The following is a 26,627-nucleotide window of genomic DNA, read 5'->3' as shown; positions in this document are numbered from 1 at the left end:
ACATATAAAGCAATACGTTTTTCCTGTGGATATCGGTTTTATCATTCAGGCGCGGGCGCTGCAATGGGTAATCCCGGACGGTCGATGAATGTGCGCTAAATCACACAACAGATTCCTCCAGCGCAGTGAAGGATAACGGATAAATCCGCTGTCAGGTCACGCGCCTAGCGGTGCTCGCTTTAACCCACGCGTGATGTTTACAACGCGGGCAATGCTTGCGGTCACCAGCACTGAATTCCATAACCTCACTGCAATTCATGCAGGCGTAATAACCCGCCTCCGGGATAACGACAAACCGCTCGCGACAATAACTCGGAAGAATAGAGAGTCCAGGACGCACCTCTTCATCAGGGTAGAAATAAACGCTTATCTGGCCGTTGGTTTCGAGAATAGCGAGCCGGACCTGACCTAAATGCTCAACGCCCCGCAGGCGCAACTCCATAAAAAACTCAAATTCCGTCATGTTTTCATGTTTGAGCTTTTCCCAGGCAAGCTCCCCCTCTTCGATGATGTTGCGCGGTTTTCCCTCAAGCAGATCTTCCATTTTTTCGCTGTGCGCCATCAGCCACATCGCCAGGCGATAAAGCAGGGCCAACGTGACGAAGACCACAAAAACCGGCACCATCGGCACGTCATCATAAAACGCCACGTCGCCTGCCGCCGAGCCAAGCGTCAGGATGATTAACACTTCGAACAGTGACATCTGGCGCACGCCGCGCCGTCCGGTAAGCTTGAGAAAGATAAAAACCAATATAAAGGTATAGAGACTGCGCAGCGCTACCTCGCCTAAAAATTCCAGCGGGGCTTTGTCCAGCGCCATTCGATGCAAGTCAAAAGCTTTCATATTTTATTGCCATAACAGTAGGTTACTTTACCCAAGCATAGCGCGAAGATTTATTTTTGCCTGCCTGCGGCCTGCGATAGCGCAAGTAAGGTAAAACCCGTATCATTGCGCGCTTTGCGTACGATAAAAGTGGATCCCATGACTCAAACCTTCATTCCCGGCAAAGACGCCGCTCTGGAAGACTCCATCGCTCGCTTCCAGCAAAAACTCACCGATCTCGGTTTTAATATCGAAGAAGCTTCGTGGCTCAATCCGGTGCCGAACGTCTGGTCTGTGCATATTCGCGATAAAGATTGCGCGCTGTGCTTCACCAACGGTAAAGGAGCGACAAAAAAAGCGGCGCTCGCCTCCGCCCTTGGCGAGTACTTTGAACGCCTCTCCACTAACTACTTTTTTGCAGATTTTTGGCTGGGCGACACGATCGCCAACGGCCCGTTCGTGCATTACCCGAACGAAAAATGGTTCGCTATTCCGCAGGACGACAGTCTGCCAGACGGGATACTGGACGCGCGCCTGCGTGATTTTTACGATCCGGAGAACGAACTGACCGCCAGCATGCTGGTGGATTTGCAGTCGGGTAATGAAGATCGCGGGATTTGCGCCCTGCCTTTTACGCGCCAGTCTGATGAAGAGACCGTCTATATTCCGATGAATATCGTGGGCAACCTTTATGTGTCTAACGGTATGTCGGCAGGCAACACGCGTAACGAAGCGCGCGTACAGGGACTTTCAGAAGTCTTCGAGCGCCATATCAAAAACCGCATTATCGCCGAGAGCATCAGCCTGCCGGAAATTCCCGCCGAGGTGCTGGCGCGTTATCCAGGCGTGGTTGCAGCAATAGAAAAATTAGAAGCCGAAGGCTTCCCGATTTTCGCCTACGACGGCTCGCTGGGCGGCCAGTATCCGGTTATCTGCGTCGTGCTGTTTAACCCGGCTAACGGTACTTGTTTCGCCTCTTTCGGCGCGCATCCTGATTTCGGCGTGGCGCTTGAACGTACCGTAACCGAGCTGTTGCAAGGCCGCAGCCTCAAGGATCTGGATGTCTTTACACCGCCGACATTTGATGATGAAGAAGTCGCTGAACATGCTAACCTCGAGACGCACTTCATCGACTCCAGCGGCCTGATTTCCTGGGATATGTTCAAGCAGGACGCCGATTATCCGTTCGTTGACTGGAGCTTCGCCGGCTCCACTGAAGAAGAATTCGCCACCCTGATGGCCATTTTCCAGGCGGAAGACAAAGAAGTTTATATCGCCGATTACGAGCACCTTGACGTTTACGCTTGTCGCATCCTCGTACCGGGCATGTCTGACATCTACCCTGCAGAAGATTTGCTGCTCGCTAATAACAGCATGGGCGCTCACTTGCGCGAAACGCTGCTCGCCCTGCCAGGCAGCGAGTGGGATAAAGAAGACTATCTGAACCTCATCGCGCAGCTTGATGAGGAAGGTCATGACGATTTTACTCGCGTGCGCGAACTGCTGGGTCTGGCGACCGGCAAAGATAACGGTTGGTACACATTGCGCATCGGCGAACTGAAAGCGATGCTGGCGCTGGCGGGCGGCGATATGGATCAGGCGCTGATCTGGACTGAATGGACTATGGAGTTTAATGCCTCTGTCTTTACCGCCGAGCGCGCTAATTACTACCGCTGCCTGCAAACTCTGTTGCTGTTGGCGCAGGAAGAAGATCGTGAGCCGCTTCAGTATCTGCATGCGTTTGAACGTATGTACGGCAAAGAGGCGGTAGAAGCGGCCAGCGCGGCGGTAAGCGGCGAAGCGCCTTTTTATGGCCTGCAGCCTGTTGACGCTGATTTGCATGCGTTCCCTGCGCATCAGGCGCTGCTCGCCGCTTATGAAAAATTACAGCGCGCTAAAGCATCTTACTGGAACGTTAATTGATATAACGCATATCTATAATGCTTTCATAAGCGTATGTTTAATTAATAAGACGGGGCAATTTTATTGCCCCGTTTTTTATTCTTATCGAAATTAATTCTTATGTAATTGTTAAGTTAAATTAAGGTGAAAAATTAATTTAACCAACGTGTCCTTTGTTACCTTTTTTCGTCAATACTACATATTGATTAACGATTTCAAAGGAGGCCGCAGAAAATAATTCAACTCTTATAATAATTTTTAAAATATTTTTTTATCAGGATAATCAATTAGTTAATCTGAAAATAGCCTATCCCCATGCTGTTTTCAGGCCTATAAACCTGGCGAGTTATGATCCACATCAAATTTTACTCTATAATGCTTTGTTAGTATCTCCTCGCCGACTGAATAAAGAGAGAGTTAGTGTGAAAGCTGACAACCCTTTTGATCTATTACTTCCAGCTGCGATGGCGAAAGTTGCCGAGGAGGCTGGTGTCTATAAAGCAACGAAACATCCGCTGAAAACCTTTTATTTGGCGATAACGGCAGGTGTCTTCATCTCCATTGCTTTTGTTTTCTATATTACCGCTACGACAGGCGCCGCCACGATGCCCTTTGGCATGGCGAAACTTATCGGCGGCATTTGTTTCTCACTTGGCTTAATTCTTTGTGTTATTTGCGGCGCCGATCTCTTTACCTCGACCGTTTTAATCGTGGTAGCGAAAGCCAGCGGCCGTATAACCTGGGGTCAACTGGCGCGCAACTGGTTAAACGTCTATATCGGCAACCTGATCGGCGCGCTTCTCTTTGTTCTTCTGATGTGGCTGTCGGGTGAGTATATGACCGCTAACGGCGCGTGGGGACTTAACGTCCTGCAGACGGCAGACCACAAATTGCATCACACCTTTATTGAGGCTGTGAGCCTCGGCATCCTGGCGAACCTGATGGTCTGCCTGGCGGTCTGGATGAGCTATTCCGGTCGCAGCCTCGTAGATAAAGCTTTCATTATGATTTTGCCGGTTGCCATGTTTGTAGCCAGCGGCTTCGAACACAGTATCGCGAATATGTTTATGATCCCGATGGGCATCGTTATTCGTGATTTCGCCAGCCCGGAATTCTGGACCGCCGTCGGTTCGTCTCCGGACCAATTTTCTCATCTGACTATCATAAATTTCATCGTGGATAACCTGATTCCGGTGACAATCGGTAATATTATCGGTGGTGGTTTATTAGTCGGATTGACGTACTGGGTCATTTATCTGCGTGGCGACGACCATCATTAATGGTCATTCCAGGCAGTAAATAAAAAATCCACTTAAGAAGGTAGGTGTAACATGTCCGAGCTTAATGAAAAATTAGCCACAGCCTGGGAAGGTTTTGCTAAAGGCGACTGGCAAAATGAAGTCAACGTACGTGACTTCATCCAGAAAAACTACACCCCGTACGAGGGTGATGAGTCCTTCCTGGCAGGTGCAACTGATGCAACTACCAAGCTGTGGGACAAAGTAATGGAAGGCGTCAAACTGGAAAACCGCACTCACGCGCCAGTCGACTTCGACACTTCTGTCGCCTCCACCATCACCTCTCATGACGCGGGCTATATCAACAAAGCCCTCGAAAAAATCGTCGGTCTGCAAACTGAAGCGCCGCTCAAACGCGCCATCATTCCGTTCGGCGGTATCAAAATGGTGGAAAGTTCCTGCAAAGCGTACGAACGCGAGCTGGATCCGGCACTGAAAAAAATCTTCACTGAATACCGTAAAACCCATAACCAGGGCGTATTCGACGTTTATACGCCGGATATCCTGCGCTGCCGTAAATCTGGCGTGTTGACCGGTCTGCCGGATGCCTATGGCCGCGGCCGTATCATCGGCGACTACCGTCGCGTTGCGCTGTACGGTATCGACTACCTGATGAAAGACAAATTCGCGCAGTTTGCTTCTCTGCAGCAGGATCTGGAAAACGGTGTAAACCTCGAAGCCACTATTCGTCTGCGTGAAGAAATTGCTGAACAGCATCGCGCTCTGGGCCAGATCAAAGAGATGGCGGCGAAATATGGTTGCGATATCTCCGGTCCGGCAACTAACGCGCAAGAAGCAGTACAGTGGACCTATTTCGGCTATCTGGCGGCGGTAAAATCTCAGAACGGTGCGGCAATGTCCTTTGGTCGTGTCTCCACCTTCCTGGATGTTTACATTGAGCGCGACCTGAAAGCAGGCAAAATCACCGAGCAAGACGCTCAGGAAATGATTGACCACCTGGTCATGAAACTGCGTATGGTTCGCTTCCTGCGTACTCCGGAATATGACGAGCTGTTCTCTGGCGACCCGATCTGGGCTACCGAGTCCATTGGCGGCATGGGCGTTGACGGCCGTACTCTGGTGACAAAAAACAGCTTCCGCTTCCTGAACACCCTTTACACCATGGGGCCGTCTCCGGAACCGAACATCACTATTCTGTGGTCTGAAAAACTGCCGCTGAATTTCAAAAAATTCGCTGCGAAAGTCTCCATCGACACCTCTTCTCTGCAGTATGAGAACGATGATCTGATGCGTCCGGACTTCAACAACGATGACTATGCTATCGCTTGCTGCGTAAGCCCGATGGTTGTTGGTAAGCAAATGCAGTTCTTCGGCGCGCGTGCAAACCTCGCTAAAACCATGCTCTATGCCATTAACGGCGGCGTGGATGAAAAACTGAAAATGCAGGTTGGTCCGAAATCAGAACCGATCAAAGGCGATGTGCTGAACTTCGACGAAGTGATGGAACGTATGGATCACTTCATGGACTGGCTGGCTAAACAGTACGTTACCGCGCTGAACATCATTCACTATATGCATGATAAGTATAGCTACGAAGCGTCGCTGATGGCCCTTCATGACCGTGACGTTATCCGCACCATGGCTTGCGGCATCGCCGGTCTGTCGGTTGCTGCTGACTCCCTGTCCGCTATCAAATATGCGAAAGTGAAACCGGTTCGCGACGCAGATGGCCTGGCTGTGGACTTTGAGATCGAAGGCGAATACCCGCAGTTTGGTAACAACGACGCTCGCGTGGATGACCTGGCGGTTGACCTGGTAGAACGTTTCATGAAGAAAATTCAGAAACTTAATACTTACCGCAACGCTATCCCGACTCAGTCTGTTCTGACCATCACCTCTAACGTGGTATATGGTAAGAAAACCGGTAACACCCCGGATGGCCGCCGCGCTGGGGCACCGTTCGGACCGGGTGCAAACCCGATGCACGGCCGTGACCAGAAAGGTGCTGTCGCCTCTCTGACCTCCGTTGCTAAACTGCCGTTCGCCTACGCTAAAGATGGTATTTCTTACACCTTCTCAATCGTGCCGAATGCGCTGGGTAAAGATGATGAAGTGCGTAAGACTAACCTGGCGGGCCTGATGGATGGTTACTTCCACCATGAGTCCTCTATTGAAGGTGGTCAGCACCTCAACGTTAACGTCATGAACCGCGATATGCTGCTGGATGCGATGGAGCACCCGGAAAAATATCCGCAGCTCACTATCCGCGTATCCGGTTATGCTGTGCGCTTTAACTCTCTGACTAAAGAGCAGCAGCAGGACGTTATTACCCGTACTTTCACTCAGACTATGTAATTTAAGGTTTGACTGAAAAAGCGTACAATGAAGGCTCCACCTTTGTGGGGCCTTTCTTATACCTCCCCGCTCCCTGCGAGCCGTTTTTGCAGATCGCTATTCTATAATTTAGTTATCTGGCAAAAGAGACTCGACGCGGCAACGAGACCGCGATCACAAGGCCCGTAATCGGGGCCAAAACTGGAGAAACACCGCAATGTCAGTAAATGGTCGCATTCACTCCTTTGAATCCTGTGGCACCGTCGACGGCCCGGGCATCCGCTTTATCACCTTCTTTCAGGGCTGTCTGATGCGTTGCCTTTACTGTCATAACCGGGATACCTGGGACACCCATGGCGGTAAAGAAGTGACAGTTGAAGAACTGATGAAAGAGGTTGTGACGTATCGTCATTTTATGAATGCATCTGGCGGCGGCGTTACTGCATCCGGCGGTGAAGCGATTTTACAGGCAGAGTTTGTACGCGACTGGTTCCGCGCCTGCAAGCAGGAAGGCATTCATACTTGCCTCGATACTAACGGGTTTGTTCGTCGCTACGATCCGGTGATAGACGAGCTGCTTGAAGTTACCGATCTGGTGATGCTCGATCTCAAACAAATGAACGATGAGATCCACCAGAACCTCGTAGGCGTTTCCAATCACCGTACCCTGGAATTTGCCCGCTATATTGCCAACAAAGGCATTAACACCTGGATTCGCTACGTTGTGGTGCCGGGCTGGTCAGATGATGATGATTCAGCGCATCGTCTTGGCGAGTTTACCCGTGATATGGGCAATATTGAAAAAATCGAACTGTTGCCCTATCACGAATTAGGCAAACACAAGTGGGTCGCTATGGGGGAAGAATACAAACTGGATGGCGTTAAACCGCCCAGGAAAGAGACCATGGAGCGCGTTAAAGGTATCCTTGAACAGTACGGTCATAAGGTCATGTACTAAGCGCGTTAAATAAGCGCGTTAAAAGTAAAACGCCCGCGATTGCGGGCGTTTTTGTTATCAGGCATGCGCCACTGGCGTCGGATGTTCGCCCGCTTTGCGCAGGAGCATCATCAAATAGATGAACGACACGCTGGCAATCATCACAAACAGCAGACTGTCGGAATAGCTCTGCATCAGCGAGGCCGTTAGCGTCGGCCCCAGCAGGCTACCGATGGTGTAACTCAGCAGCAGCGCCTGATTCATAGCCACCAGCTGATGCGGCGCCACTTTTTCACAAGCCCAGGCCATTGCAACCGGGTAAAGCGTAAAACCTGCTGCGCCAAGCACAAACAGGGTCGGCCCCATGGCGGCGTTGCTCAGCATTGCCATGCAGCCCATGATGACCACAAACACTTGTACGCGCAGAACCAGCAGACGGCCGAAACGATCCGCCAGCTTACCTACCGGCCATTGACCAACAATGCCGGCGCTGACCATTACCGCCATCCAGAAACCGATACCGGAATCGCTTACGCCTTGATGGTTAAGATAGAGAGGCATCAGGCCGTAGAGCGAACCCAGCACAATTCCGGAAATAATACAGCCATTAACGCCCAGACGCGCATGACGCAGGCGCAGCATAGGCCAGACATGGGTTGTTTCCTGCTGCTGCTCGCCATGGTCATTTACGATGCGAGTAAAGATAAGCGGCAAAATACCCGTAATAATTATTCCGGTAACCCATGGCAGCACATTCATCAGCTCAGTTGAAACCTTGCTGACCAATAACTGTCCAGCGACAGTGCCGACGTAATAAACCATCATATAAGCGGCAAGCAGTCGCCCTCGGTTGCGCGACGTTCCGCTGCACATCAGAGCGCTTTCCACCACGACCCAAATCATGGCGCACCCTACCCCGGCAATGAAACGCCAGGCGAACCAGCTCCAGAAGCCCACCATTAGTCCCAGACCAGCACACCCGGCAGCAAAAATAATCGAGGCGATATAGTAGCTGCGGTTAAAACCCAGCTTTTTAATCAGAGCGCCCGTAATAAGCGTGCCGAGTAAATTGCCGGTGAAATAAGAGGAGCTGACCATACCCACCTGCCAGGTAGGCAGATTTTCATGGGCGAGCCAAAGCGGCACCAGCGTATTTAAAACCGCTATCGCCAGGGTCAACAAAAGCAGGCCACAGAGCAGAAGCAGCACTGGCCGGGTATAGATGGACATTGGAGCTAAACCGTGAGGATTAAAGAAAATTCGTGCGCATCATGCCACTGGCGCAACTAAAGTCAATGTGCCGCTGCGCCCCATTAACACGATTTGTTTACTAACGATGAAGAGTATTGATTCTGCGCCGGGCTTTAGCGAAGCACTGACTATTTAACTCGTTGTTATGGAAATCTTTATCAGAAAAGAACAGCGAAAAATCAGAAGAAAAAATTCATCGAACGCAGCGCTGTTTTACACAAGCAAAAGTCATAAAAAAAGCGCCCGCAGGCGCTTTTTATTAACCGGTAAAGTTAACCGATAAATTCGAGACCCTTCATATACGGACGCAGCACTTCCGGGATTTCGATGCGGCCATCCGCCTGCTGGTAGTTTTCCAGCAGCGCGACCAGCGTACGGCCTACCGCCAGGCCAGAGCCGTTAAGGGTATGCACCAGACGCGTTTTCTTGTCAGACTTGCTGCGACAGCGCGCCTGCATACGACGAGCCTGGAAATCCCAGACGTTGGAGCAAGAAGAAATTTCACGGTAGGTGTTCTGCGCCGGCACCCAAACTTCGAGGTCATAGGTTTTGCAGGCGCCAAAACCCATATCGCCCGTACAGAGCAGTACCTTACGGTACGGCAGGCCAAGCAGTTGCAGCACCTTTTCCGCATGCCCGGTCATCTCTTCCAGCGCGTCCATGGAATCTTCCGGACGAACAATCTGCACCATTTCGACTTTATCGAACTGATGCATGCGAATCAGGCCACGGGTATCACGACCATAAGAGCCCGCTTCTGAGCGGAAGCACGGCGTGTGCGCGGTCATTTTAACAGGCAGCGACTCTTCTTCCAGGATCTCATCGCGCACGAGGTTAGTCAGCGGCACTTCCGCAGTCGGGATTAACGCATAGTTGCTGCTGTCTGCCTCTTCTTCCAGCGGACGAGTATGGAAGAGATCGCCCGCAAATTTCGGCAACTGCCCCGTACCATATAGCGTGTCGTGGTTAACCAGATACGGTACGTAGTTTTCGCTATAGCCATGCTGTTCGGTATGCAGATCCAGCATGAACTGCGCCAGCGCGCGGTGAAGACGCGCAATCTGCCCTTTCATCACCACAAAACGGGAACCTGTCAGCTTAACCGCGCTGGCGAAGTCCAGCCCGCCGTGCATTTCGCCCAGCGTAACGTGGTCGCGTACGTCGAAATCGAACTCGCGAGGCGTGCCCCAGCGGCTGACTTCTACGTTGTCGTTTTCATCTTTGCCAACCGGCACGCTATCGTCCGGCAGGTTCGGGATAGTCAGCGCGATGTCGCGAATTTCCGCCTGCAGCGCGTCAAGTTCGGTTTTGGCGGTATCCAGCTCTTCGCCCAGCTTGTTGACTTCAAGACGCAATGGCTCGATATCTTCTCCGCGCGCTTTCGCCTGGCCGATGGATTTCGATCGCGAGTTACGCTCAGCCTGCAGGTTTTCAGTTTTAACTTGTAAAACCTTACGACGCTCTTCAAGAGCGCGCAGCTTATCTACGTCCAGCTTAAAGCCCCGGCGTGCCAGTTTTTCAGCGACTGCGTCTGGCTCGGTACGCAGCAGATTGGGATCGAGCATGCTTATCCTGTGCTTATCGAATTGAAATGGAAGGCGACCGCAGCCTGCGGACGCGCAAAAATACAGGGATAACCTTACCGCAACGCATGCGCTAGCGGTAGCGTTTTGTGGGGCTTTTCTGATCCTGCTCAGCAAGCCAGGCGAGCTTTTCGCCAATCTTGCCCTCAAGACCTCTGTTTGTCGGCTGATAATAGCGAGTTTGTGCCATTTCGCTGGGGAAATACTCTTCACCTGCGGCATAAGCGTTAGGTTCGTCATGGGCGTAGCGATATTCCTGCCCATATCCCATTTCTTTCATTAATTTGGTAGGCGCATTGCGTAAATGCACAGGCACATCGTAATCGGGACGCTCGCGAGCATCGCGTAACGCCGCCTTAAAGGCGGTATAGACGGCATTGCTCTTCGGGGCACAGGCGAGATAAACAATCGCCTGCGCGATTGCACGTTCCCCTTCCGCAGGACCAACGCGAGTAAAACAATCCCAGGCGGAAATCGCCACCTGCATGGCGCGCGGGTCGGCATTGCCGACATCTTCCGAAGCGATAGCCAGACAGCGGCGCGCCACATAAAGCGGATCGCCGCCTGCGCTAATTATTCTTGCGTACCAGTAAAGCGCCGCATCAGGAGCGGAGCCGCGCACCGACTTGTGCAGGGCTGAAATCAGATCGTAAAAGCGATCGCCTTTATTATCAAAGCGCGCGCTGCGCTCGCCAGCGATTTCTGTCAACAGCTCAGGCTTCAGCACGCGCTTGCCCGCATCGTCCGCTTCCGCCATGTCAGCCATCATTTCCAGCGTATTAAGGGCGCGTCGGGCGTCGCCGTTAACCAGTTCGGCTATTGCCCGGCGGGTCTCTTCAGGCAGAACGATATCCTGCCCGCCATAACCGCGTTGGCTATCGTTCATTGCCTGCTCAAGCACCTGCTCGATATCGTCTGTGGTCAGCGATTTCAGCAAATAGACGCGGGCCCGGGAGAGCAGCGCCGAGTTAAGCTCAAAGGAAGGGTTTTCTGTGGTGGCGCCAATAAACGTGATGGTGCCATCTTCAATATGCGGCAGGAAAGCATCCTGCTGGCTTTTATTAAAGCGATGGACCTCATCCACAAACAGGATTGTACGCCGACCTGCGTTACGGTTCTGACGCGCGCGCTCGATAGCTTCGCGGATCTCTTTTACCCCCGAGGTAACCGCAGAGATACGCTCCACATCCGCATTAGCATAGCGGGCAATCACTTCCGCAAGGGTTGTTTTGCCGGTGCCTGGCGGCCCCCAAAGGATCATTGAATGCAGGTGCCCGGCCTCGATAGCTCTGGGCAACGGTTTGCCCGCCGCCAGCAGATGCTGCTGACCGATATACTGCGCTAAGTTTTCTGGCCGCATACGAGCGGCCAGAGGCTGAAAAGCGTTATCGGAAAAATCGAGCGACAGATTGCTCACCCGCACCTCTATTTATTTACGCTGATCGTCAACGGTTACGCCCTGCGGCGGCGTGAAAGTAAACTTGCTCATTTCCACCGTGCCGTTCTGCTGAGCCTTCAGTTGATAACTGCTGCGCTGATCATCCTGTTCGACCGCGCTGAATTGATGAATGGTGCCATCACGCCCGACATTGATAGTAAATTGCTTCAGATTGCCGCTGGCATTCTTTGGCGTGAGCACAAAATCATCACCGTTCTGTTTAATATTATACTGCTGCCAGTCGGCGGTCTGGTTACGAGCAATCAACATAAACGGCGTATTGCTGGTTGCGTCCTTAAGCCAGGTCGCGCTGGCCTGCTCTACAAACGGATTATAGAACCAAAGCGTTTTTCCGTCTGAAACCAGCACGCTTTCGTCGGGCTGGGTCATATGCCAGTTAAATAAATTAGGGCGTTTTACCCATAAATCGCCCTGGCCTTCCTGCACTGCCGCGCCGCTGCCGTCGGTAACTTTTTGTGTGAAGCTGGCGTGGAAGCTGCTCACCTTATCGAGGCGGGATTTCAGATCGCTGGCGGCATCCGCCCAGACGCTGCTTACAGTAAAGGCAGAAAGTAAAGCACAGGTAATGGCGATTTTTTTCATTGTTATTCCTCAGATTCGCGAATTCCCGATGCGGGAAAACTTTCTGTCGGTAACTGTAGCCAGATAAGCGCAACGGCCGACAGAAGAAAATGCTGATTTTTTGCTTGCTTACCTAACTTTGCAAAAAACCTTATCAAGAGTCTAATAAGAAGCGCCTCGCATTGTTAAAGGATGGCGAGGCGCACCGGCGTTATTCAAAAGGTGGAGGCGCGAGCACTTCACGGTTGCCATTATGGCCCTGTTCGCTGACGATACCCTGCATTTCCATCTGCTCAATAATTCTCGCCGCACGGTTGTAACCGATACGGAACTGACGCTGAACGCCGGAGATAGAGGCTTTGCGTTTTTCCACCACAAAGGCAACAGCCTGGTCGAACAGCGGATCGAGTTCTTCGCCGCCGTCAAAACCGCCGCCACCGCCTTCGCTGTCGCCGTCGGAAGTAATGCCTTCGACATACTGTGGACGACCGCGCGCCTTCCAGTCCTGTACGACTGCGTGAACTTCCTGATCGCGTACAAATGCGCCATGCACACGTACCGGGATAGAAGAGTTCGGGCCGGAATAGAGCATGTCGCCCATACCAAGCAGCGATTCCGCGCCGCCCTGGTCGAGAATAGTACGTGAGTCAATTTTGCTGGATACGGTAAAGGCGATACGCGTCGGGATGTTAGCCTTGATAAGGCCAGTAATCACATCCACAGAAGGACGCTGGGTCGCCAGTACCAGGTGGATCCCCGCCGCACGCGCTTTCTGCGCGAGACGTGCGATCAGCTCTTCCACTTTCTTGCCTACCGTCATCATTAGATCGGCGAACTCATCCACCATCACCACGATATAAGGCAGTTTCTCAAGTACCGGATGCGTGGCGTCCATACTGTCGCCCGGCTTCCAGTAAGGATCCGGGATTGGACGGCCCATGCGTTCCGCTTCCATGATCTTCTCGTTGTAACCGGCAAGGTTACGCACGCCAAGCGCCGACATCAGCTTGTACCGCCGTTCCATCTCATTAACGCTCCAGCGCAGAGCATTGGCGGCGTCTTTCATGTCGGTGACCACTTCCGTCAGAAGGTGAGGAATACCTTCATAAACAGAAAGCTCCAGCATTTTCGGGTCGATCATGATAAAGCGCACCTCTTCCGGCGTCGCTTTATAGAGCATGCTGAGGATCATGGCGTTAACACCAACCGATTTGCCTGAGCCGGTGGTGCCCGCCACCAGCAGGTGAGGCATTTTCGCCAGATCGGCCACGACGGGCTCGCCCGCAATATCTTTACCCAGTACAACCGAGAGCGGTGAAGGGTTATCGCGGAACTTATCGCAATCCAGGACTTCACGCAGATAAACCGTCTGGCGCTTTTTGTTAGGTAACTCAAGCCCGACATACGGTTTGCCCGGTATGACCTCGACTACACGGACAGCGACCGTCGAGAGAGAACGAGCCAGATCGCGCGAAAGGTTAGAAATACGGGCGGCTTTAACGCCTGGTGCCAGATTCAACTCAAAGCGCGTGATAACCGGGCCTGGCGAGTAGTTCACCACGTCAGCTTTAATGCGGAAATCCGCCAGACGCGCTTCCACCAAACGCGCCATCTGTTCCAGCGCGAACGTATCCACCGGCTCCACCTCAGCAGGCGGAGATGACAGCAGATCCAGCGAAGGAAGCGGCGTGGTAGGTTTATGCGTTGGTCGCGCTTCGCCGTTACGCATCAGCAACGGATGGATAAGCCCGCCGGATGAGGAAGGCGCAGGCTGTTGCGACTGAGATACCGGCTGCTGCGGCTGAGCCTGGTAAGCAGGCTGCTGAACCGGCTGTTGCGGCTGAGCCTGATAAGCAGGCTGCTGAACCGGCTGTTGCGGCTGCGCCTGATAAGCAGGCTGCTGAACCGGCTGTTGCGGCTGCGCCTGATAAGCAGGCTGCTGAACCGGCTGTTGCGGCTGAGCCTGATAAGCAGGCTGCTGAACCGGCTGTGCAGGCTGAGCCTGATAAGCAGGCTGCGGCGGCTGCGTCTGGTAAGCAGGCTGCTGAACCGGCTGTGCAGGCGGTTCAACAAAACCGGGCGTAAATAGGGGTTCGCTCGGGCCGTCGTCTACCAGTACTTTGGTTGGCGAGAAATCAAAATCATCCAACGAAAAAGACGCTGCGTCCGGCGGCTGTTGCGCAGCATAGCGTTGCTGCTGCGATGAGGCGAACTGGCGTGCCAGCTCCGCCTGCTCAGCTGCATCGTCATCTTCCTGCGCCTGCTCAGCAGCAAAAGTTTCACCGTAACGCTGCTCTTGTGAAGAAGCGAACTGGCGCGCCAGTTCATCCTGTTGCAGCGCTTCCGCTTCTTCATCGGTCATGTGCGTCTGTTCGGTCTGACGTCGCTCAGCTTCACGCGCCTGCTCTTCCGCCATGCGCTGTGAAGGCAGCTTGATGCCATAAGAAGCAAGCTCGCGGCGAGTAGGAACGCGTACGCGATTCGGGCGAGGCAACTGCGGGCCAATGCCCTCTTTTACTTGCGGACGAGGCGCATCGCTGGCGATGCTAAAGAGAGGCGCGGCGACCGCAGCAGCGGCCGCGGCTTTCGCCGCTTCTTTTACAACCGGTGCGGCAGAGACGGCTGACAAATCAATCGATTGTGCCTCATCCATACCGAATGGCACGGACGAAGAAACGGACGGCGCAGTAAAAGCAGCTTTGGCGGCAGGCGCTGGCGCGGCTTCCGGCTGAACCGGATCCGGCACAGGCTGATACCAGGCTGCCAGTTGCTCACGTTCGCGAGCGCGTTGCGCCTCTACCTCTTCAAAATGGTAGAGCGGCGGCCGGACAGGTTTGGTTTCCTGCGATTCGGCGACAGGTTCGTGTACTGGCGCAACAGGTTCTTCCCAGGCGTGGTGAGCCTGCTCCTGCGCAGGTGCTTCCCAGGCATGTTGACTCACCTGAGCGTGAACAGGCTCATCCCAGGAGTGAGAAGAAGGCGCCGATTCAGGTTGTGCAGGCGCGACAGACGGCTGCCACTGTTGCGTGGAAGCGTAATCCTGCACGGGTTCGTTCCAGGGCTGATGCTGCTGCGGCGTTTGCGGCTGCATGGCGCCCGGCTGGGTGAGATAGTTTTCCGGCGCGGGCGCGATAACCGGCTCCGGCCCCTGTACCGTCGGCGCATGCTGCCACGCCACAGGAGACGCCTCCATGGCGCTTTGCGGCGCAGCGGTAGCAACAGGCGCAGCGGGCGTCACCGCCTCTTCGGGCGCGGCCCAGGCCTGCGCAGCGGTAGTTGCAGCCGCGGCGGCGGCGATCGGCTCGGTTACCGGATAGCCATTAAGCAGCGGATCGCTTTCATCGATATAATCTTGCGTCACGCGATGACCGGAAAAGAGCACGTCATCCGGATCGGCGGCAACGCCGCGCGCGGTGTAATGCACCTCGTCTTCATCATCCATGCGTTTGCCGGAGAAAAGCGCCGCATCGGTTTTACGCCCGACAGGGTTCGCGAATTTCTCAGCGAGGCGTTGACGACGGGCTAATGCGCCACGAAGAATACGGGCGCGGCGGGACTCGCCTTTCGCCTTAACAGGCGCACGCTCGTCCTCTTCATCATGATCTTCGTCTTCATCTTCGTATTCGTAATCATCATCCTGCCAGGTGTCATCACGACGGGTACGGTTACTGGCGAAAGTCAGAACGCTTAACACGACGCTACCGATTTTTTCCGCGATGCTGACCCACGACCAGCCGGTAAAAAGCGTCAGACCTGCGCCCCAGACGCATAAAAGCGCGATGGTGCCGCCGCTGCTGTTAAGCAGCGGCATCATGGCGGTGCTGAGCAGACTGCCGATGACGCCGCCAGAAGCGAAATACCAGATATCGTCGACGTTAATCGCCGCCAGCCCGCAGGAGGTGAGGATAAGCGCAATCACGCCGATCAAACGCAGCGAAACGGCGAAATAGTCAATGTAATCATCGTTGCTGCGATGGCGCCAGGCAAACCAGCAGCCGCCGACAATAATCACCGGGATGGTGTATGCCATTACGCCAAAGACGAAAAACAGCGTATCGGCAAGCCAGGCCCCAGGCGCGCCGCCCAGATTATGGATGGGTTCATGCCAGGCGGTTTGCGACCAGCTTGGGTCGGAAGGATTGAAGCTCAGGAGCGCGGCCATCAGCCAGACGGCAAACAGCACGACGAGAATTAGCATCGCCTCGAGCAAACGGCGACCGCTGCTTAACTTTGTCAGTGTGACTTCTTTGTCTTCGGTGTATTCCTGGCTCAAGAAAGGCTCTCCAGGTCCTTATTACTAAAACGGACAACAGCGCCGGGTTACCCCGACACTGTCGCTGTATGGATTAACAGGAGTGTACTCAAACTGCGCCCGGTTTGCACCACTTGCGCATTAACGAGTCTTGATAACCAGACGATTGCTCTGTTTAACCTCTTCCATTACTACGTATGTGCGCGTGTCGTTCACGCCAGGCAGACGCAGCAAGGTTTCACCGAGTAATTTACGGTACGCGGACATATCCGGCACACGCGTTTTCAACAGGTAGTCGAAATCGCCAGATACCAGATGACACTCCTGAATTTCTTCAAGTTTTTGCACTGCGGCGTTAAATTGCTCAAACACATCCGGCGCGCCGCGATTCAGAGTAATCTCAACAAAAACCAGCAGTGATGCATCCAGATAATGCGGGTTCAACAGCGCCGTGTAGCCCTGAATAAAACCCTGTCTTTCCAGACGACGAACGCGCTCAAGGCACGGCGTCGGTGAAAGTCCCACTCTTTTTGAAAGCTCGACGTTAGAAATACGCCCATCCTTTTGCAGCTCATTAAGAATGTTACGATCGATACGGTCGAGATCTTTGCCAGGGCGCTTCTTGCTATCTACCATTATTATTGTCTCTCTGTATTCCTTCCCTACACCTGCCACTACCCTGTTCACGTCACTGTTCAGGGTCTAATGTAAGAAGACCGTTGCCCACGGGCAGCCGCTGACATCACGCATGGCGTCTGTCCACACCATGCGTAGATTTCAATGACCCGGATAAATTGCACGCCTCTTTGTGCGCTAATGCGCTTAAGCCAGAGCAAATGCTATTTTCTTCCTCGAATGTTTTCGCAAAAGCGCAGGGGATTGTCAAAGCAAAACATCTTTTTTTAGTAGAACGTGCCAGATACTGATAACGACCAGCGATTATTCCTCATTTTATCACCTGATAGCGTGGCGATTATTAGAAGTAAATTTAATAATCAAAACGGGTGATATTTACGCATTCATCGGTCCGTTCTATTACACATATCGTTAACAAAATTGTTGCGCCCTTTTTTTACCCCGCCAAATTCCCTACAATCCAGCCCATTGTCTGCCAACAACAATGAGGATCTCATGGGCACGGCTAAACATAGTAAGCTGCTTATTCTTGGCTCTGGCCCCGCGGGTTATACCGCTGCGGTCTACGCTGCGCGCGCCAACCTGAACCCGGTTCTGATTACCGGTATGGAAAAAGGCGGCCAGCTCACTACCACCACAGAAGTGGAAAACTGGCCGGGCGACCCGCACGATCTCACCGGGCCGTTGCTGATGGAACGTATGCATGAGCATGCGGCGAAGTTCGAGACGGAAATTCTCTTCGACCATATCAATAAAGTGGATCTGCAAAACCGTCCGTTCCGCCTGACGGGCGACAGCGGCGAATACACCTGTGACGCGCTGATTATTGCCACTGGCGCCTCCGCCCGTTATCTGGGGCTGCCTTCAGAAGAAGCATTCAAAGGCCGCGGCGTTTCCGCCTGCGCTACCTGTGACGGCTTCTTCTATCGCAACCAGAAAGTCGCGGTTATCGGCGGCGGCAACACAGCCGTGGAAGAAGCGCTTTACCTGGCGAATATTGCTTCCGAAGTGCATCTGATCCACCGCCGCGATACTTTCCGCGCGGAAAAAATTCTTATCAAGCGTCTGATGGATAAAGTGGAAAGCGGCAACATCGTGCTGCACACCAACCGTACGCTTGAGGAAGTTACCGGCGATCAGATGGGCGTGAGCGGCCTGCGCATTCGCGATACCCAAAATAGCGATAACGTCGAGTCGCTGGAAGTGGCGGGCCTTTTTGTGGCTATCGGTCATAGCCCGAACACCGCTATCTTTGAAGGCCAACTGGAACTGGAAAACGGCTATATCAAAGTGCAGTCCGGTATTCATGGCAATGCGACTCAAACCAGCGTGCCTGGCGTTTTCGCGGCAGGCGACGTGATGGATCATATCTATCGTCAGGCGATTACCTCCGCCGGCACGGGCTGTATGGCCGCGCTGGACGCAGAACGCTATCTTGACGGCCTGGCCGAAAACAACAGCTAATTCTGCGTGTTGAGCAAGGCGACTAATCAGTCGCCTTTCTTTTGCCCCCGTTGTAACATTGCGTGCACCTCCGCCGCCCGGCGGACTTAATGGACTTTCACCTGCTTATTGCACGCCATGAATAAAACCCGTCAACAAGAACTGACACGCTGGTTAAAACAGCAAAGTGTGATTTCCCGCCGCTGGCTTAATCTGTCTCGCCTGACAGGCGTTATTAGCGGCGTGCTGATTGTCGCTCAAGCCTGGCTGCTGGCTTATCTGCTCAACAGCATGATCATGCAGGCCATCCCTCGCGAGGCGCTGCTATTGCCATTTGTGCTGCTGGTTATCGTTTTTATTCTGCGCGCCTGGGTAGTCTGGCTGCGGGAGAAAATCGGCTTTCGCGCGGGTCAGCACATTCGCGCGCATATCCGAAGCCTTGTACTAGACCGTCTACAGCAGGCGGGGCCAGCCTGGATTCAGGGGAAACCCGCAGGCAGTTGGGCCACGCTTATCCTCGAACAGGTAGAAGATATGCATGACTTTTATGCGCGCTACCTGCCGCAAATGGCGCTGGCGGCCAGCGTACCGCTGTTGATTGTGCTGGCGATTTTTCCGTCTAACTGGGCGGCGGCGTTGATTCTGCTCGCCACCGCGCCGCTTATTCCGCTCTTTATGGCGATGGTGGGAATGGGCGCGGCGGACGCCAACCGTCGTAATTTTCAGGCGCTGGCCCGTCTTAGCGGCAACTTCCTCGACCGGCTTCGGGGTATGGAAACGTTGCGCCTTTTCAACCGGGGAGCGGCGGAAACCGAGCAAATCCGTCGCGCTTCTCAGGACTTCCGTCAGCGGACAATGGAAGTGCTGCGCCTCGCCTTTCTTTCATCCGGCGTACTGGAATTTTTTACCTCGCTCTCTATCGCGCTGGTTGCGGTTTACTTTGGTTTTTCTTATCTCGGCGAGCTGAATTTCGGCCACTATGGCGCAGGCGTTACGCTGGCCTCCGGCTTTCTGGCTTTGATTTTAGCGCCGGAATTTTTCCAGCCGTTACGCGATCTTGGCACGTTTTACCACGCTAAAGCCCAGGCCACAGGCGCGGCCGACAGCCTGAAGACGTTTCTGGACACGCCTCTACAGCATCCGGAACGCGGTACGGTTGAGTTGCCTGCCACAGGCGCCGTCGCGCTTGAGGCAAAAAACGTCGTGATTTTGTCAGCGGAAGGGAAGCGTCTGGCCGGTCCGCTGACTTTTTCTCTGTCTGCGGGACAGCGCGCTGTCCTGGTAGGCCAGAGCGGCGCGGGAAAAAGTTCGTTGCTCAACCTGCTGTCCGGCTTTTTGCCTTATGAAGGTTCTGTTCTCGTTAACGGTACGGAACTGCGCGAACTGACGCCTGAAAGCTGGCGTCGCCAGCTGAGCTGGGTGGGCCAGAACCCGCAATTGCCCGCCGCCACGATCAGGGAAAACGTGCTGCTCTCTAACCCGCAGGCCAGCGATGCCGCGCTGGATGCGGCGCTGGAAAAAGCCTGGGTGAAAGAATTCCTGCCGCTGCTGCCTGAAGGGGTGGATACGCCGCTCGGCGATCAGGCCTCGCGCCTCTCGGTAGGTCAGGCGCAGCGGGTCGCCGTTGCGCGCGCCCTGCTCTCGCCCTGCGGCCTGCTGCTGCTTGACGAGCCAGCCGCAAGTCTGGATGCCCATAGCGAGCGGCGTGTAATGCAGGCGCTGGACGCCGCGTCAACGCGACAAACTACGCTCATGGTAACGCACCAGCTTGACTACCTCGCGGCCTGGGACACCATCTGGGTCATGCGCGACGGCCTGATTATCGAGCAAGGCGATTTTGCAACGCTTGCCGCGGCGCAGGGTCCTTTCGCCGCGCTGCTGGCTCATCGTCAGGAGGAGATTTAAATGCGCGCTTTGTTACCTTACCTTGCGCTCTATAAACGCCATAAATGGCTGCTGATGCTGGGCATTGTATTGGCCATCGTTACGCTGCTGGCGAGTATTGGTTTGCTGACGCTCTCCGGCTGGTTTCTTTCCGCCTCAGCGGTGGCCGGCGTGGCGGGCGTATACAGCTTCAACTATATGCTGCCTGCCGCAGGTGTGCGTGGCGCCGCGATAATCCGTACCGCCGGTCGCTACTTCGAGCGGCTGGTAAGCCACGACGCCACATTCCGCGTGCTGGAACACTTGCGGGTATTTACTTTCAGTAAGCTGCTGCCCCTCTCCCCCGCCGGGCTGGCGCGCTTTCGCCAGGGCGAATTGCTGAACCGGCTGGTGGCGGATGTCGATACGCTCGATCATCTCTATTTGCGGGTTATCTCGCCCTTAGTGGGCGCCATGGTGGTGATTGGGGTAGTTACGCTGGGTTTGAGCCTGCTGGATACCACGCTCGCGCTGACGCTGGGCGGCATTATGCTGACCACGCTTACCCTCTTGCCTCCCCTTTTCTATCGCGCGGGTAAACCGACAGGCGAAGCGCTGACCCATTACCGCGCCAGCTATCGGCAGATGCTTACCGCCTGGCTCCAGGGCCAGGCGGAGTTAACTATCTTCGGCGCCAGCGACCGCTATCGTGATGAGATGGAAAATAACGAACTTGCCTGGCATGAGGCGCAGCGTCGCCAGGCGGGCCTGACGGCGCTGTCTCAGGCGGTGATGCTGCTTATCAGCGGCGTAGCGGTTGTGCTGATGCTCTGGATGGCTGCAGGCGGCGTAGGGGGTAACGATATGCCAGGCGCCCTGATCGCCCTTTTCGTTTTCTGCGCGCTGGCGGCATTCGAAGCCCTTGCGCCCGTTACCGGCGCTTTCCAGCATTTAGGCCAGGTTATCGCCTCAGCGCGACGCGTTACGCAGGTTATTGAGCAGGAGCCGGATGTCATTTTTCCAGACGGCGCTCAGTCTGTTCCTGAGCAGGTAGCGCTGACGCTGGACGACGTCTCTTTCAGCTACCCGAACCAACCGCAGCCTGCGCTTCGCGGCGTTACGCTCCATCTTGAAGCGGGCGAACATCTTGCCCTGCTGGGCCGTACAGGCTGTGGCAAGTCGACGTTGCTGCAACTGCTCACGCGCGCATGGGATGTCTCGTCCGGGGCGCTTAAGCTTAACGGCGAGCGGATAGAAACATTCAGCGAGGCCACGCTTCGCGCCGCCATCAGCGTGGTGCCGCAACGCGTTCACCTCTTCAGCGCGACGCTGCGCGAGAATTTGCTGCTCGCCGCTCCTGCTGCGAGCGACGAAGCGCTGCGCGCCGTACTTGAGCGGGTTGGTCTGGAAAAGCTGCTGGAAGATAGCGGGTTAAATGCCTGGCTTGGCGAGGGCGGCCGCCAGCTTTCCGGCGGCGAGCTGCGCCGTCTGGCTATTGCGCGCGCGCTATTGCATGATGCGCCGCTGCTGTTGCTGGATGAGCCGACTGAAGGGCTGGACGCCGAAACGGAAAGCCAGATCCTTGATTTGCTTGCTGACGTATTGAAAGCAAAAACAGTGCTGATGGTGACGCATCGTTTGCGAGGTTTAGCTCGTTTTAACCGAATAATTGTGATGGACAACGGCGAAATTATTGAGCAAGGTAATCACGCTGAATTAATGGCGTCAAAGGGGCGTTATTACCAGTTTCGCCAACGCCTGTAGACTATGATTGAACGATTACTTGCCGCGTAGTATGGAGACATGAAGTCATGCGTCTGGTGCAGCTTTCTCGTCATTCTATCGCCTTCCCTTCGCCTGAAGGCGCGCTGCGCGAGCCCAATGGGCTGCTGGCGCTGGGTGGCGATTTAAGTCCGGCGCGTCTGCTTATGGCCTATCAACGCGGCATCTTTCCCTGGTTTTCGCCGGGCGACCCTATTCTCTGGTGGTCGCCCGACCCGCGTGCGGTGCTTTTCCCTGACCGGTTTCACTTAAGCCGCAGCATGAAGCGTTTTCACCGTCAGTCACCCTACCGCGTAACGCTGAATTATGCGTTTGACCGGGTGATTGAGGGCTGCGCGGAAGATCGCAGTGACGGCACATGGATTACGCCGGAAGTGGTTATCGCCTGGCAAAGACTGCATGAGCTGGGACATGCGCACTCCATTGAGGTCTGGCAGGAAAAGGAACTGGTGGGCGGCATGTATGGCGTCGCTCAGGGCGCGCTGTTTTGCGGCGAATCGATGTTCAGTCGTCGGGAAAACGGTTCTAAAACGGCGTTGCTGGTCTTTTGCGAGTATTTTATGCAACAAGGCGGTCGGCTTATTGATTGCCAGGTGCTCAATGCTCACACCGCCTCGCTTGGCGCAACGGAGATTTCCCGGCGCAGCTACCTGAACTGGCTCGATGAATTGCGTCTGCAGCCCTTGCCAGGCGCGTGCTGGGTGCCTAAAACGCTTTTTACCGGCGCGCGCTGAGCAATGTTTTCGGCACATTTTTTGTCAGGGTGTTATACTACAGCACGCAGAATTAATCAGCGCATTTTCCCTCCGCCGCTTGGGACTGGCAGGCATCAGGTAACGCCCTCACCGTTTATCTCATCGCTCCCGTTTATGCCAGCGCCGTCCGTGCGAGGGAGCTTCGCGCAACGCTTACAGAATTAACCTTGCGGTGAATTTGCCCGCAAAATCTTTACTTAACAGGTGAACTTCGGCATTATCTTGCCGGTTCAAAACTACGGTAGTGATACCCCAGAGGATTAGATGGCCAAAGAAGACAATATTGAAATGCAGGGTACCGTTCTGGAAACGTTACCGAACACCATGTTCCGCGTTGAGCTGGAAAACGGTCATGTGGTAACGGCCCATATCTCCGGTAAAATGCGCAAAAACTACATCCGCATTCTGACGGGCGACAAAGTGACTGTTGAACTGACCCCGTACGACCTGAGCAAAGGCCGCATTGTCTTCCGTAGTCGCTAAGCATTTCCGCGCGCCGCTGCGGCGGTGACGCCAGAAAACAAAAAGGCCGGGATAATCCCGGCCTTTTTTATTAGCTTGCGCTATCAGTGCGCCGTTTCCGGCTTGTGTTTCTGCGCGCCGTGGAAATTGTAGGTTAACTGGTCTTTCTCTTTATCCAGCGCCACAATCACCTGGCCGCCATCCACCAGCGTACCGAACAACAACTCGTTCGCCAGCGGTTTCTTCAGGTTGTCCTGGATGACGCGAGACATTGGACGCGCGCCCATCGCACGGTCATAGCCTTTATCCGCCAGCCAGTCGCGCGCTTCCTGACTCACCTCAAGCGACACGCCTTTCTGGTCCAGCTGCGCCTGGAGTTCGACAATAAACTTGTCGACCACCTGATGAATCACCTCGGTTGAGAGATGGTTGAACCAGATGATGTTGTCCAGACGGTTGCGGAACTCCGGCGTAAACACTTTCTTGATCTCTTCCATCGCGTCGGTGCTGTTATCCTGATGGATAAGACCAATCGACTTACGCTCGGTTTCACGCACGCCGGCGTTGGTCGTCATCACCAGAATGACATTGCGGAAGTCCGCTTTGCGGCCGTTATTGTCGGTCAACGTGCCATTGTCCATGACCTGCAGCAGCAGGTTAAAGACATCCGGATGCGCTTTTTCAATCTCATCAAGCAGCAGTACCGCGTGCGGATGTTTGATTACCGCATCGGTCAACAACCCGCCCTGATCAAAACCAACGTAACCCGGAGGCGCGCCAATCAGACGGCTCACCGTATGACGCTCCATATACTCGGACATATCAAAGCGCAGCAGCTCAATGCCCAGGGCTTTGGAAAGCTGCACCGTCACCTCGGTTTTCCCTACCCCGGTCGGCCCGGCGAAGAGGAATGAACCAACGGGTTTACGATCGTGTCCCAGTCCTGCGCGGCTCATCTTGATGGCTTCGGTTAATGCCTCAATGGCTTTATCCTGACCAAATACCAGCATTTTCAGGCGATCGCCCAGGCTCTTGAGCGTATCGCGGTCGCTTGCCGAAACGCTTTTTTCAGGGATTCGGGCAATGCGAGCAACGACTGATTCGATGTCCGCCACGTTGATGGTTTTCTTACGTTTGCTGACTGGCATCAGACGCGCGCGCGCGCCCGCTTCATCAATAACGTCAATTGCCTTGTCAGGCAGATGGCGATCGTTGATGTATTTCACCGCCAGCTCCACCGCTGCACGTACCGCTTTAGCGGTGTAACGTACATCATGGTGCGCTTCATACTTCGGCTTCAGGCCATTAATTATCTGTACCGTTTCATCCACGCTTGGTTCAGTGATGTCAATTTTCTGGAAGCGACGCGCCAGGGCGCGGTCTTTTTCGAAAATGTTGCTGAACTCCTGATAGGTAGTGGAACCCATCACGCGAATTTTACCGCTTGAGAGCAACGGCTTAATCAGGTTGGCGGCATCCACTTGCCCGCCGGACGCGGCGCCCGCGCCGATGATGGTGTGGATCTCGTCAATAAACAGAATGCTGTTGCTATCCTGTTCCAGCTGTTTAAGCAGCGCCTTGAAGCGTTTTTCAAAATCGCCGCGATATTTCGTTCCCGCCAGCAGCGAGCCGATATCCAGCGCGTAGATGGTACAGTCAGCCATCACTTCCGGCACGTCGCCTTGTACGATGCGCCAGGCAAGCCCTTCAGCGATAGCGGTTTTGCCTACGCCGGACTCGCCCACAAGCAGCGGGTTATTTTTACGGCGACGGCAGAGCACCTGAATGGTCCGCTCCAGCTCTTTATCACGCCCAATCAGCGGGTCGATGCCGCCGACGCGAGCAAGCTGGTTAAGATTGGTGGTGAAGTTTTCCATACGCTCCTCCCCGCCTGCTTGCTCTTCGCTAACTGGATTAGTGTGATCGGACGACGGGTTAGGTTCGTCCTTACGGGTGCCGTGGGAGATAAAATTCACCACGTCCAGCCGGCTCACTTCGTGCTTACGCAACAGGTAAGCCGCCTGGGACTCCTGCTCGCTGAAAATCGCCACTAAGACGTTTGCTCCCGTCACTTCGCTGCGACCGGAAGACTGGACATGGAACACCGCGCGCTGCAGCACGCGCTGGAAGCTAAGCGTCGGTTGCGTGTCGCGCTCTTCTTCACTGACGGGCAGTACGGGTGTGGTTTGTTCGATGAAGGCCTCAAGTTCCTGACGAAGCGCCACCAGATCTACCGAGCACGCTTCCAGCGCCTCGCGAGCCGATGGGTTACTGAGCAAAGCCAGTAACAGATGCTCGACGGTCATAAACTCATGTCGGTGCTCGCGCGCTCTGGCGAAAGCCATATTTAAACTGAGTTCCAGTTCTTGGTTGAGCATAGGCACCCCCCTCAATTGTCTGCCTTATTCAGGCTTTTTCCAGCGTACACAACAACGGATGCTCGTTTTCCCTCGCGTATTCGTTCACCATGGCCACTTTCGTCTCCGCGACCTCTGCGGTGAAAACGCCGCAGATGGCTTTTCCCTGATAGTGAACTGTCAGCATCAGTTGCGTTGCACGTTCTACATCATAAGAAAAGAACTTTTGTAGCACGTCAATAACAAATTCCATCGGCGTGTAATCATCGTTCATTAATATAACTTTATACATAGATGGCGGTTTTAGCGCTTCGCGCAGTTCATCTTCCGCCAACTGGTCAAAATCTAACCAACCTTTCGCTTTACCCATTGCCAGTCGTCATGATGTGGTTAACGGTTTTGCCAGGCATCGCCTGACGGTTCTGGTTGAGTGAATACGCACCCTGAATCTACCTTAGCAGCCCGATAACAATCCCCTATTACTGCCATTCGCGAGCTCTGTCACATTAACGAAAATAGCGTTAACTGCTTCAAATTTTTGATTCATTTTTACTCGACTCACCCCTGTGGACGCTTGACGCAAAGCTTGATTTATCTAAATTGTACAAGCGTGAGTTGGCGAGGTTTTGAACAGCCCGCCCTTACCCACCGGTTCATTCCATCTTACTCAATAAGACTTATGAAGGATGTCGAAGCATGGAGACGGGTACTGTTAAATGGTTCAATAACGCCAAAGGCTTTGGTTTCATCTGCCCTGAAGGCGGTGGCGAAGATATCTTCGCGCACTACTCCACCATTCAGATGGATGGTTACAGAACGCTAAAAGCCGGACAAATGGTCAGGTTTGATGTACATCAGGGCCCAAAAGGCAACCACGCCAGTGTCATCGTGCCCTACGAAGCAGAATCGGTTGCGTAACTCTTCTGTTTCATTGTGTACATCCCGCACTTAAAATGCCAGTCCAGATG

At 54.1% G+C, this 26,627-nt stretch carries 19 protein-coding genes; 10 read left to right on the top strand and 9 right to left on the bottom strand.

The features are described 5' to 3' along the window. Positions 1-151: 151 nt before the first annotated feature. Entirely contained in the window at positions 152-844 is a 693-nt protein-coding gene (locus tag ACU4F7_RS07540) for a DUF421 domain-containing protein (protein ID WP_481638360.1), read from the bottom strand. Positions 845-982: 138 nt separating this feature from the next. Between ACU4F7_RS07540 and ycaO the strand changes: the two genes are divergently transcribed. The 4 genes from ycaO (at position 983) to pflA (ending at position 7,276) form a co-directional block, all read left to right on the top strand. After that, complete coding sequence (gene ycaO / locus ACU4F7_RS07535) at positions 983-2,746, top strand: 30S ribosomal protein S12 methylthiotransferase accessory factor YcaO (protein WP_481638359.1); 1,764 nt, start codon at positions 983-985, stop codon at positions 2,744-2,746. Between the two features lie 401 nt (positions 2,747-3,147). Continuing rightward, on the top strand, positions 3,148-4,005 hold the full coding sequence (gene focA / locus ACU4F7_RS07530; protein ID WP_029592387.1) for a formate transporter FocA: 858 nt from the start codon (positions 3,148-3,150) through the stop codon (positions 4,003-4,005). Between the two features lie 51 nt (positions 4,006-4,056). Then, positions 4,057-6,339: a formate C-acetyltransferase gene (gene pflB, locus ACU4F7_RS07525; protein WP_029592386.1), complete on the top strand. Its 2,283-nt coding sequence runs from the start codon at positions 4,057-4,059 to the stop codon at positions 6,337-6,339. A gap of 196 nt (positions 6,340-6,535) precedes the next feature. Next, a complete protein-coding gene (gene pflA, locus ACU4F7_RS07520; RefSeq protein ID WP_029592385.1) occupies positions 6,536-7,276 on the top strand; it encodes a pyruvate formate lyase 1-activating protein in 741 nt (246 codons plus the stop codon). Positions 7,277-7,333: 57 nt separating this feature from the next. On the opposite strand, the gene ACU4F7_RS07515 is transcribed toward pflA, so the two are convergent. The 6 genes from ACU4F7_RS07515 to lrp form a co-directional block, all read right to left on the bottom strand. Beyond that, positions 7,334-8,485, bottom strand: a complete 1,152-nt coding sequence (locus ACU4F7_RS07515) for an MFS transporter (protein WP_029592384.1) — start codon at positions 8,483-8,485, stop codon at positions 7,334-7,336. A gap of 293 nt (positions 8,486-8,778) precedes the next feature. Next, positions 8,779-10,071 carry a serine--tRNA ligase gene (gene serS, locus ACU4F7_RS07510; RefSeq protein ID WP_024561473.1) on the bottom strand — a complete coding sequence of 431 codons (1,293 nt, stop codon included), beginning with the start codon at positions 10,069-10,071 and terminating at the stop codon, positions 8,779-8,781. Between the two features lie 91 nt (positions 10,072-10,162). Then, positions 10,163-11,506 carry a replication-associated recombination protein RarA gene (rarA, locus tag ACU4F7_RS07505; protein ID WP_481638358.1) on the bottom strand — a complete coding sequence of 448 codons (1,344 nt, stop codon included), beginning with the start codon at positions 11,504-11,506 and terminating at the stop codon, positions 10,163-10,165. A gap of 12 nt (positions 11,507-11,518) precedes the next feature. Further along, the gene (gene lolA / locus ACU4F7_RS07500) at positions 11,519-12,130 is read right to left on the bottom strand and encodes an outer membrane lipoprotein periplasmic chaperone LolA (RefSeq protein ID WP_481638357.1); all 612 of its coding nucleotides are present in this window, start codon (positions 12,128-12,130) and stop codon (positions 11,519-11,521) included. A gap of 190 nt (positions 12,131-12,320) precedes the next feature. Further along, positions 12,321-16,382, bottom strand: a complete 4,062-nt coding sequence (ftsK, locus tag ACU4F7_RS07495) for a DNA translocase FtsK (RefSeq protein WP_481638356.1) — start codon at positions 16,380-16,382, stop codon at positions 12,321-12,323. A gap of 120 nt (positions 16,383-16,502) precedes the next feature. Beyond that, positions 16,503-16,997, bottom strand: coding sequence for a leucine-responsive transcriptional regulator Lrp (gene lrp / locus ACU4F7_RS07490; protein WP_000228469.1), 495 nt, complete (start codon positions 16,995-16,997; stop codon positions 16,503-16,505). 495 nt (positions 16,998-17,492) lie between these two features. Here lrp and trxB point away from each other — a divergent pair, with 495 nt between their 5' ends. The 5 genes from trxB (at position 17,493) to infA (ending at position 23,323) form a co-directional block, all read left to right on the top strand. Continuing rightward, the gene (gene trxB, locus ACU4F7_RS07485; protein WP_029592380.1) at positions 17,493-18,461 is read left to right on the top strand and encodes a thioredoxin-disulfide reductase; all 969 of its coding nucleotides are present in this window, start codon (positions 17,493-17,495) and stop codon (positions 18,459-18,461) included. Positions 18,462-18,578: 117 nt separating this feature from the next. Then, complete coding sequence (cydD, locus tag ACU4F7_RS07480; protein WP_481638355.1) at positions 18,579-20,345, top strand: heme ABC transporter permease/ATP-binding protein CydD; 1,767 nt, start codon at positions 18,579-18,581, stop codon at positions 20,343-20,345. Continuing rightward, the gene (gene cydC, locus ACU4F7_RS07475; RefSeq protein WP_481638354.1) at positions 20,346-22,067 is read left to right on the top strand and encodes a heme ABC transporter ATP-binding protein/permease CydC; all 1,722 of its coding nucleotides are present in this window, start codon (positions 20,346-20,348) and stop codon (positions 22,065-22,067) included. Between the two features lie 47 nt (positions 22,068-22,114). After that, on the top strand, positions 22,115-22,819 hold the full coding sequence (gene aat / locus ACU4F7_RS07470) for a leucyl/phenylalanyl-tRNA--protein transferase (RefSeq protein ID WP_029592377.1): 705 nt from the start codon (positions 22,115-22,117) through the stop codon (positions 22,817-22,819). Positions 22,820-23,104: 285 nt separating this feature from the next. Then, entirely contained in the window at positions 23,105-23,323 is a 219-nt protein-coding gene (gene infA, locus ACU4F7_RS07465) for a translation initiation factor IF-1 (protein WP_001040187.1), read from the top strand. A gap of 83 nt (positions 23,324-23,406) precedes the next feature. Here the strand turns inward: infA and clpA are convergent, their stop codons facing one another. Further along, positions 23,407-25,680, bottom strand: coding sequence for an ATP-dependent Clp protease ATP-binding subunit ClpA (gene clpA, locus ACU4F7_RS07460; RefSeq protein WP_024556065.1), 2,274 nt, complete (start codon positions 25,678-25,680; stop codon positions 23,407-23,409). Positions 25,681-25,708: 28 nt separating this feature from the next. Continuing rightward, positions 25,709-26,029 carry an ATP-dependent Clp protease adapter ClpS gene (gene clpS / locus ACU4F7_RS07455; RefSeq protein ID WP_024556064.1) on the bottom strand — a complete coding sequence of 107 codons (321 nt, stop codon included), beginning with the start codon at positions 26,027-26,029 and terminating at the stop codon, positions 25,709-25,711. 326 nt (positions 26,030-26,355) lie between these two features. Here clpS and cspD point away from each other — a divergent pair, with 326 nt between their 5' ends. Further along, positions 26,356-26,577, top strand: coding sequence for a cold shock-like protein CspD (cspD, locus tag ACU4F7_RS07450; RefSeq protein WP_029592375.1), 222 nt, complete (start codon positions 26,356-26,358; stop codon positions 26,575-26,577). The last annotated feature ends 50 nt before the right edge of the window (positions 26,578-26,627 follow it).

The sequence above is a fragment of the Franconibacter pulveris genome, assembly GCF_056780215.1.
Note: the sequence above shows the minus strand (reverse complement) of the source record. Positions and strands in the feature narration are given on the sequence as shown.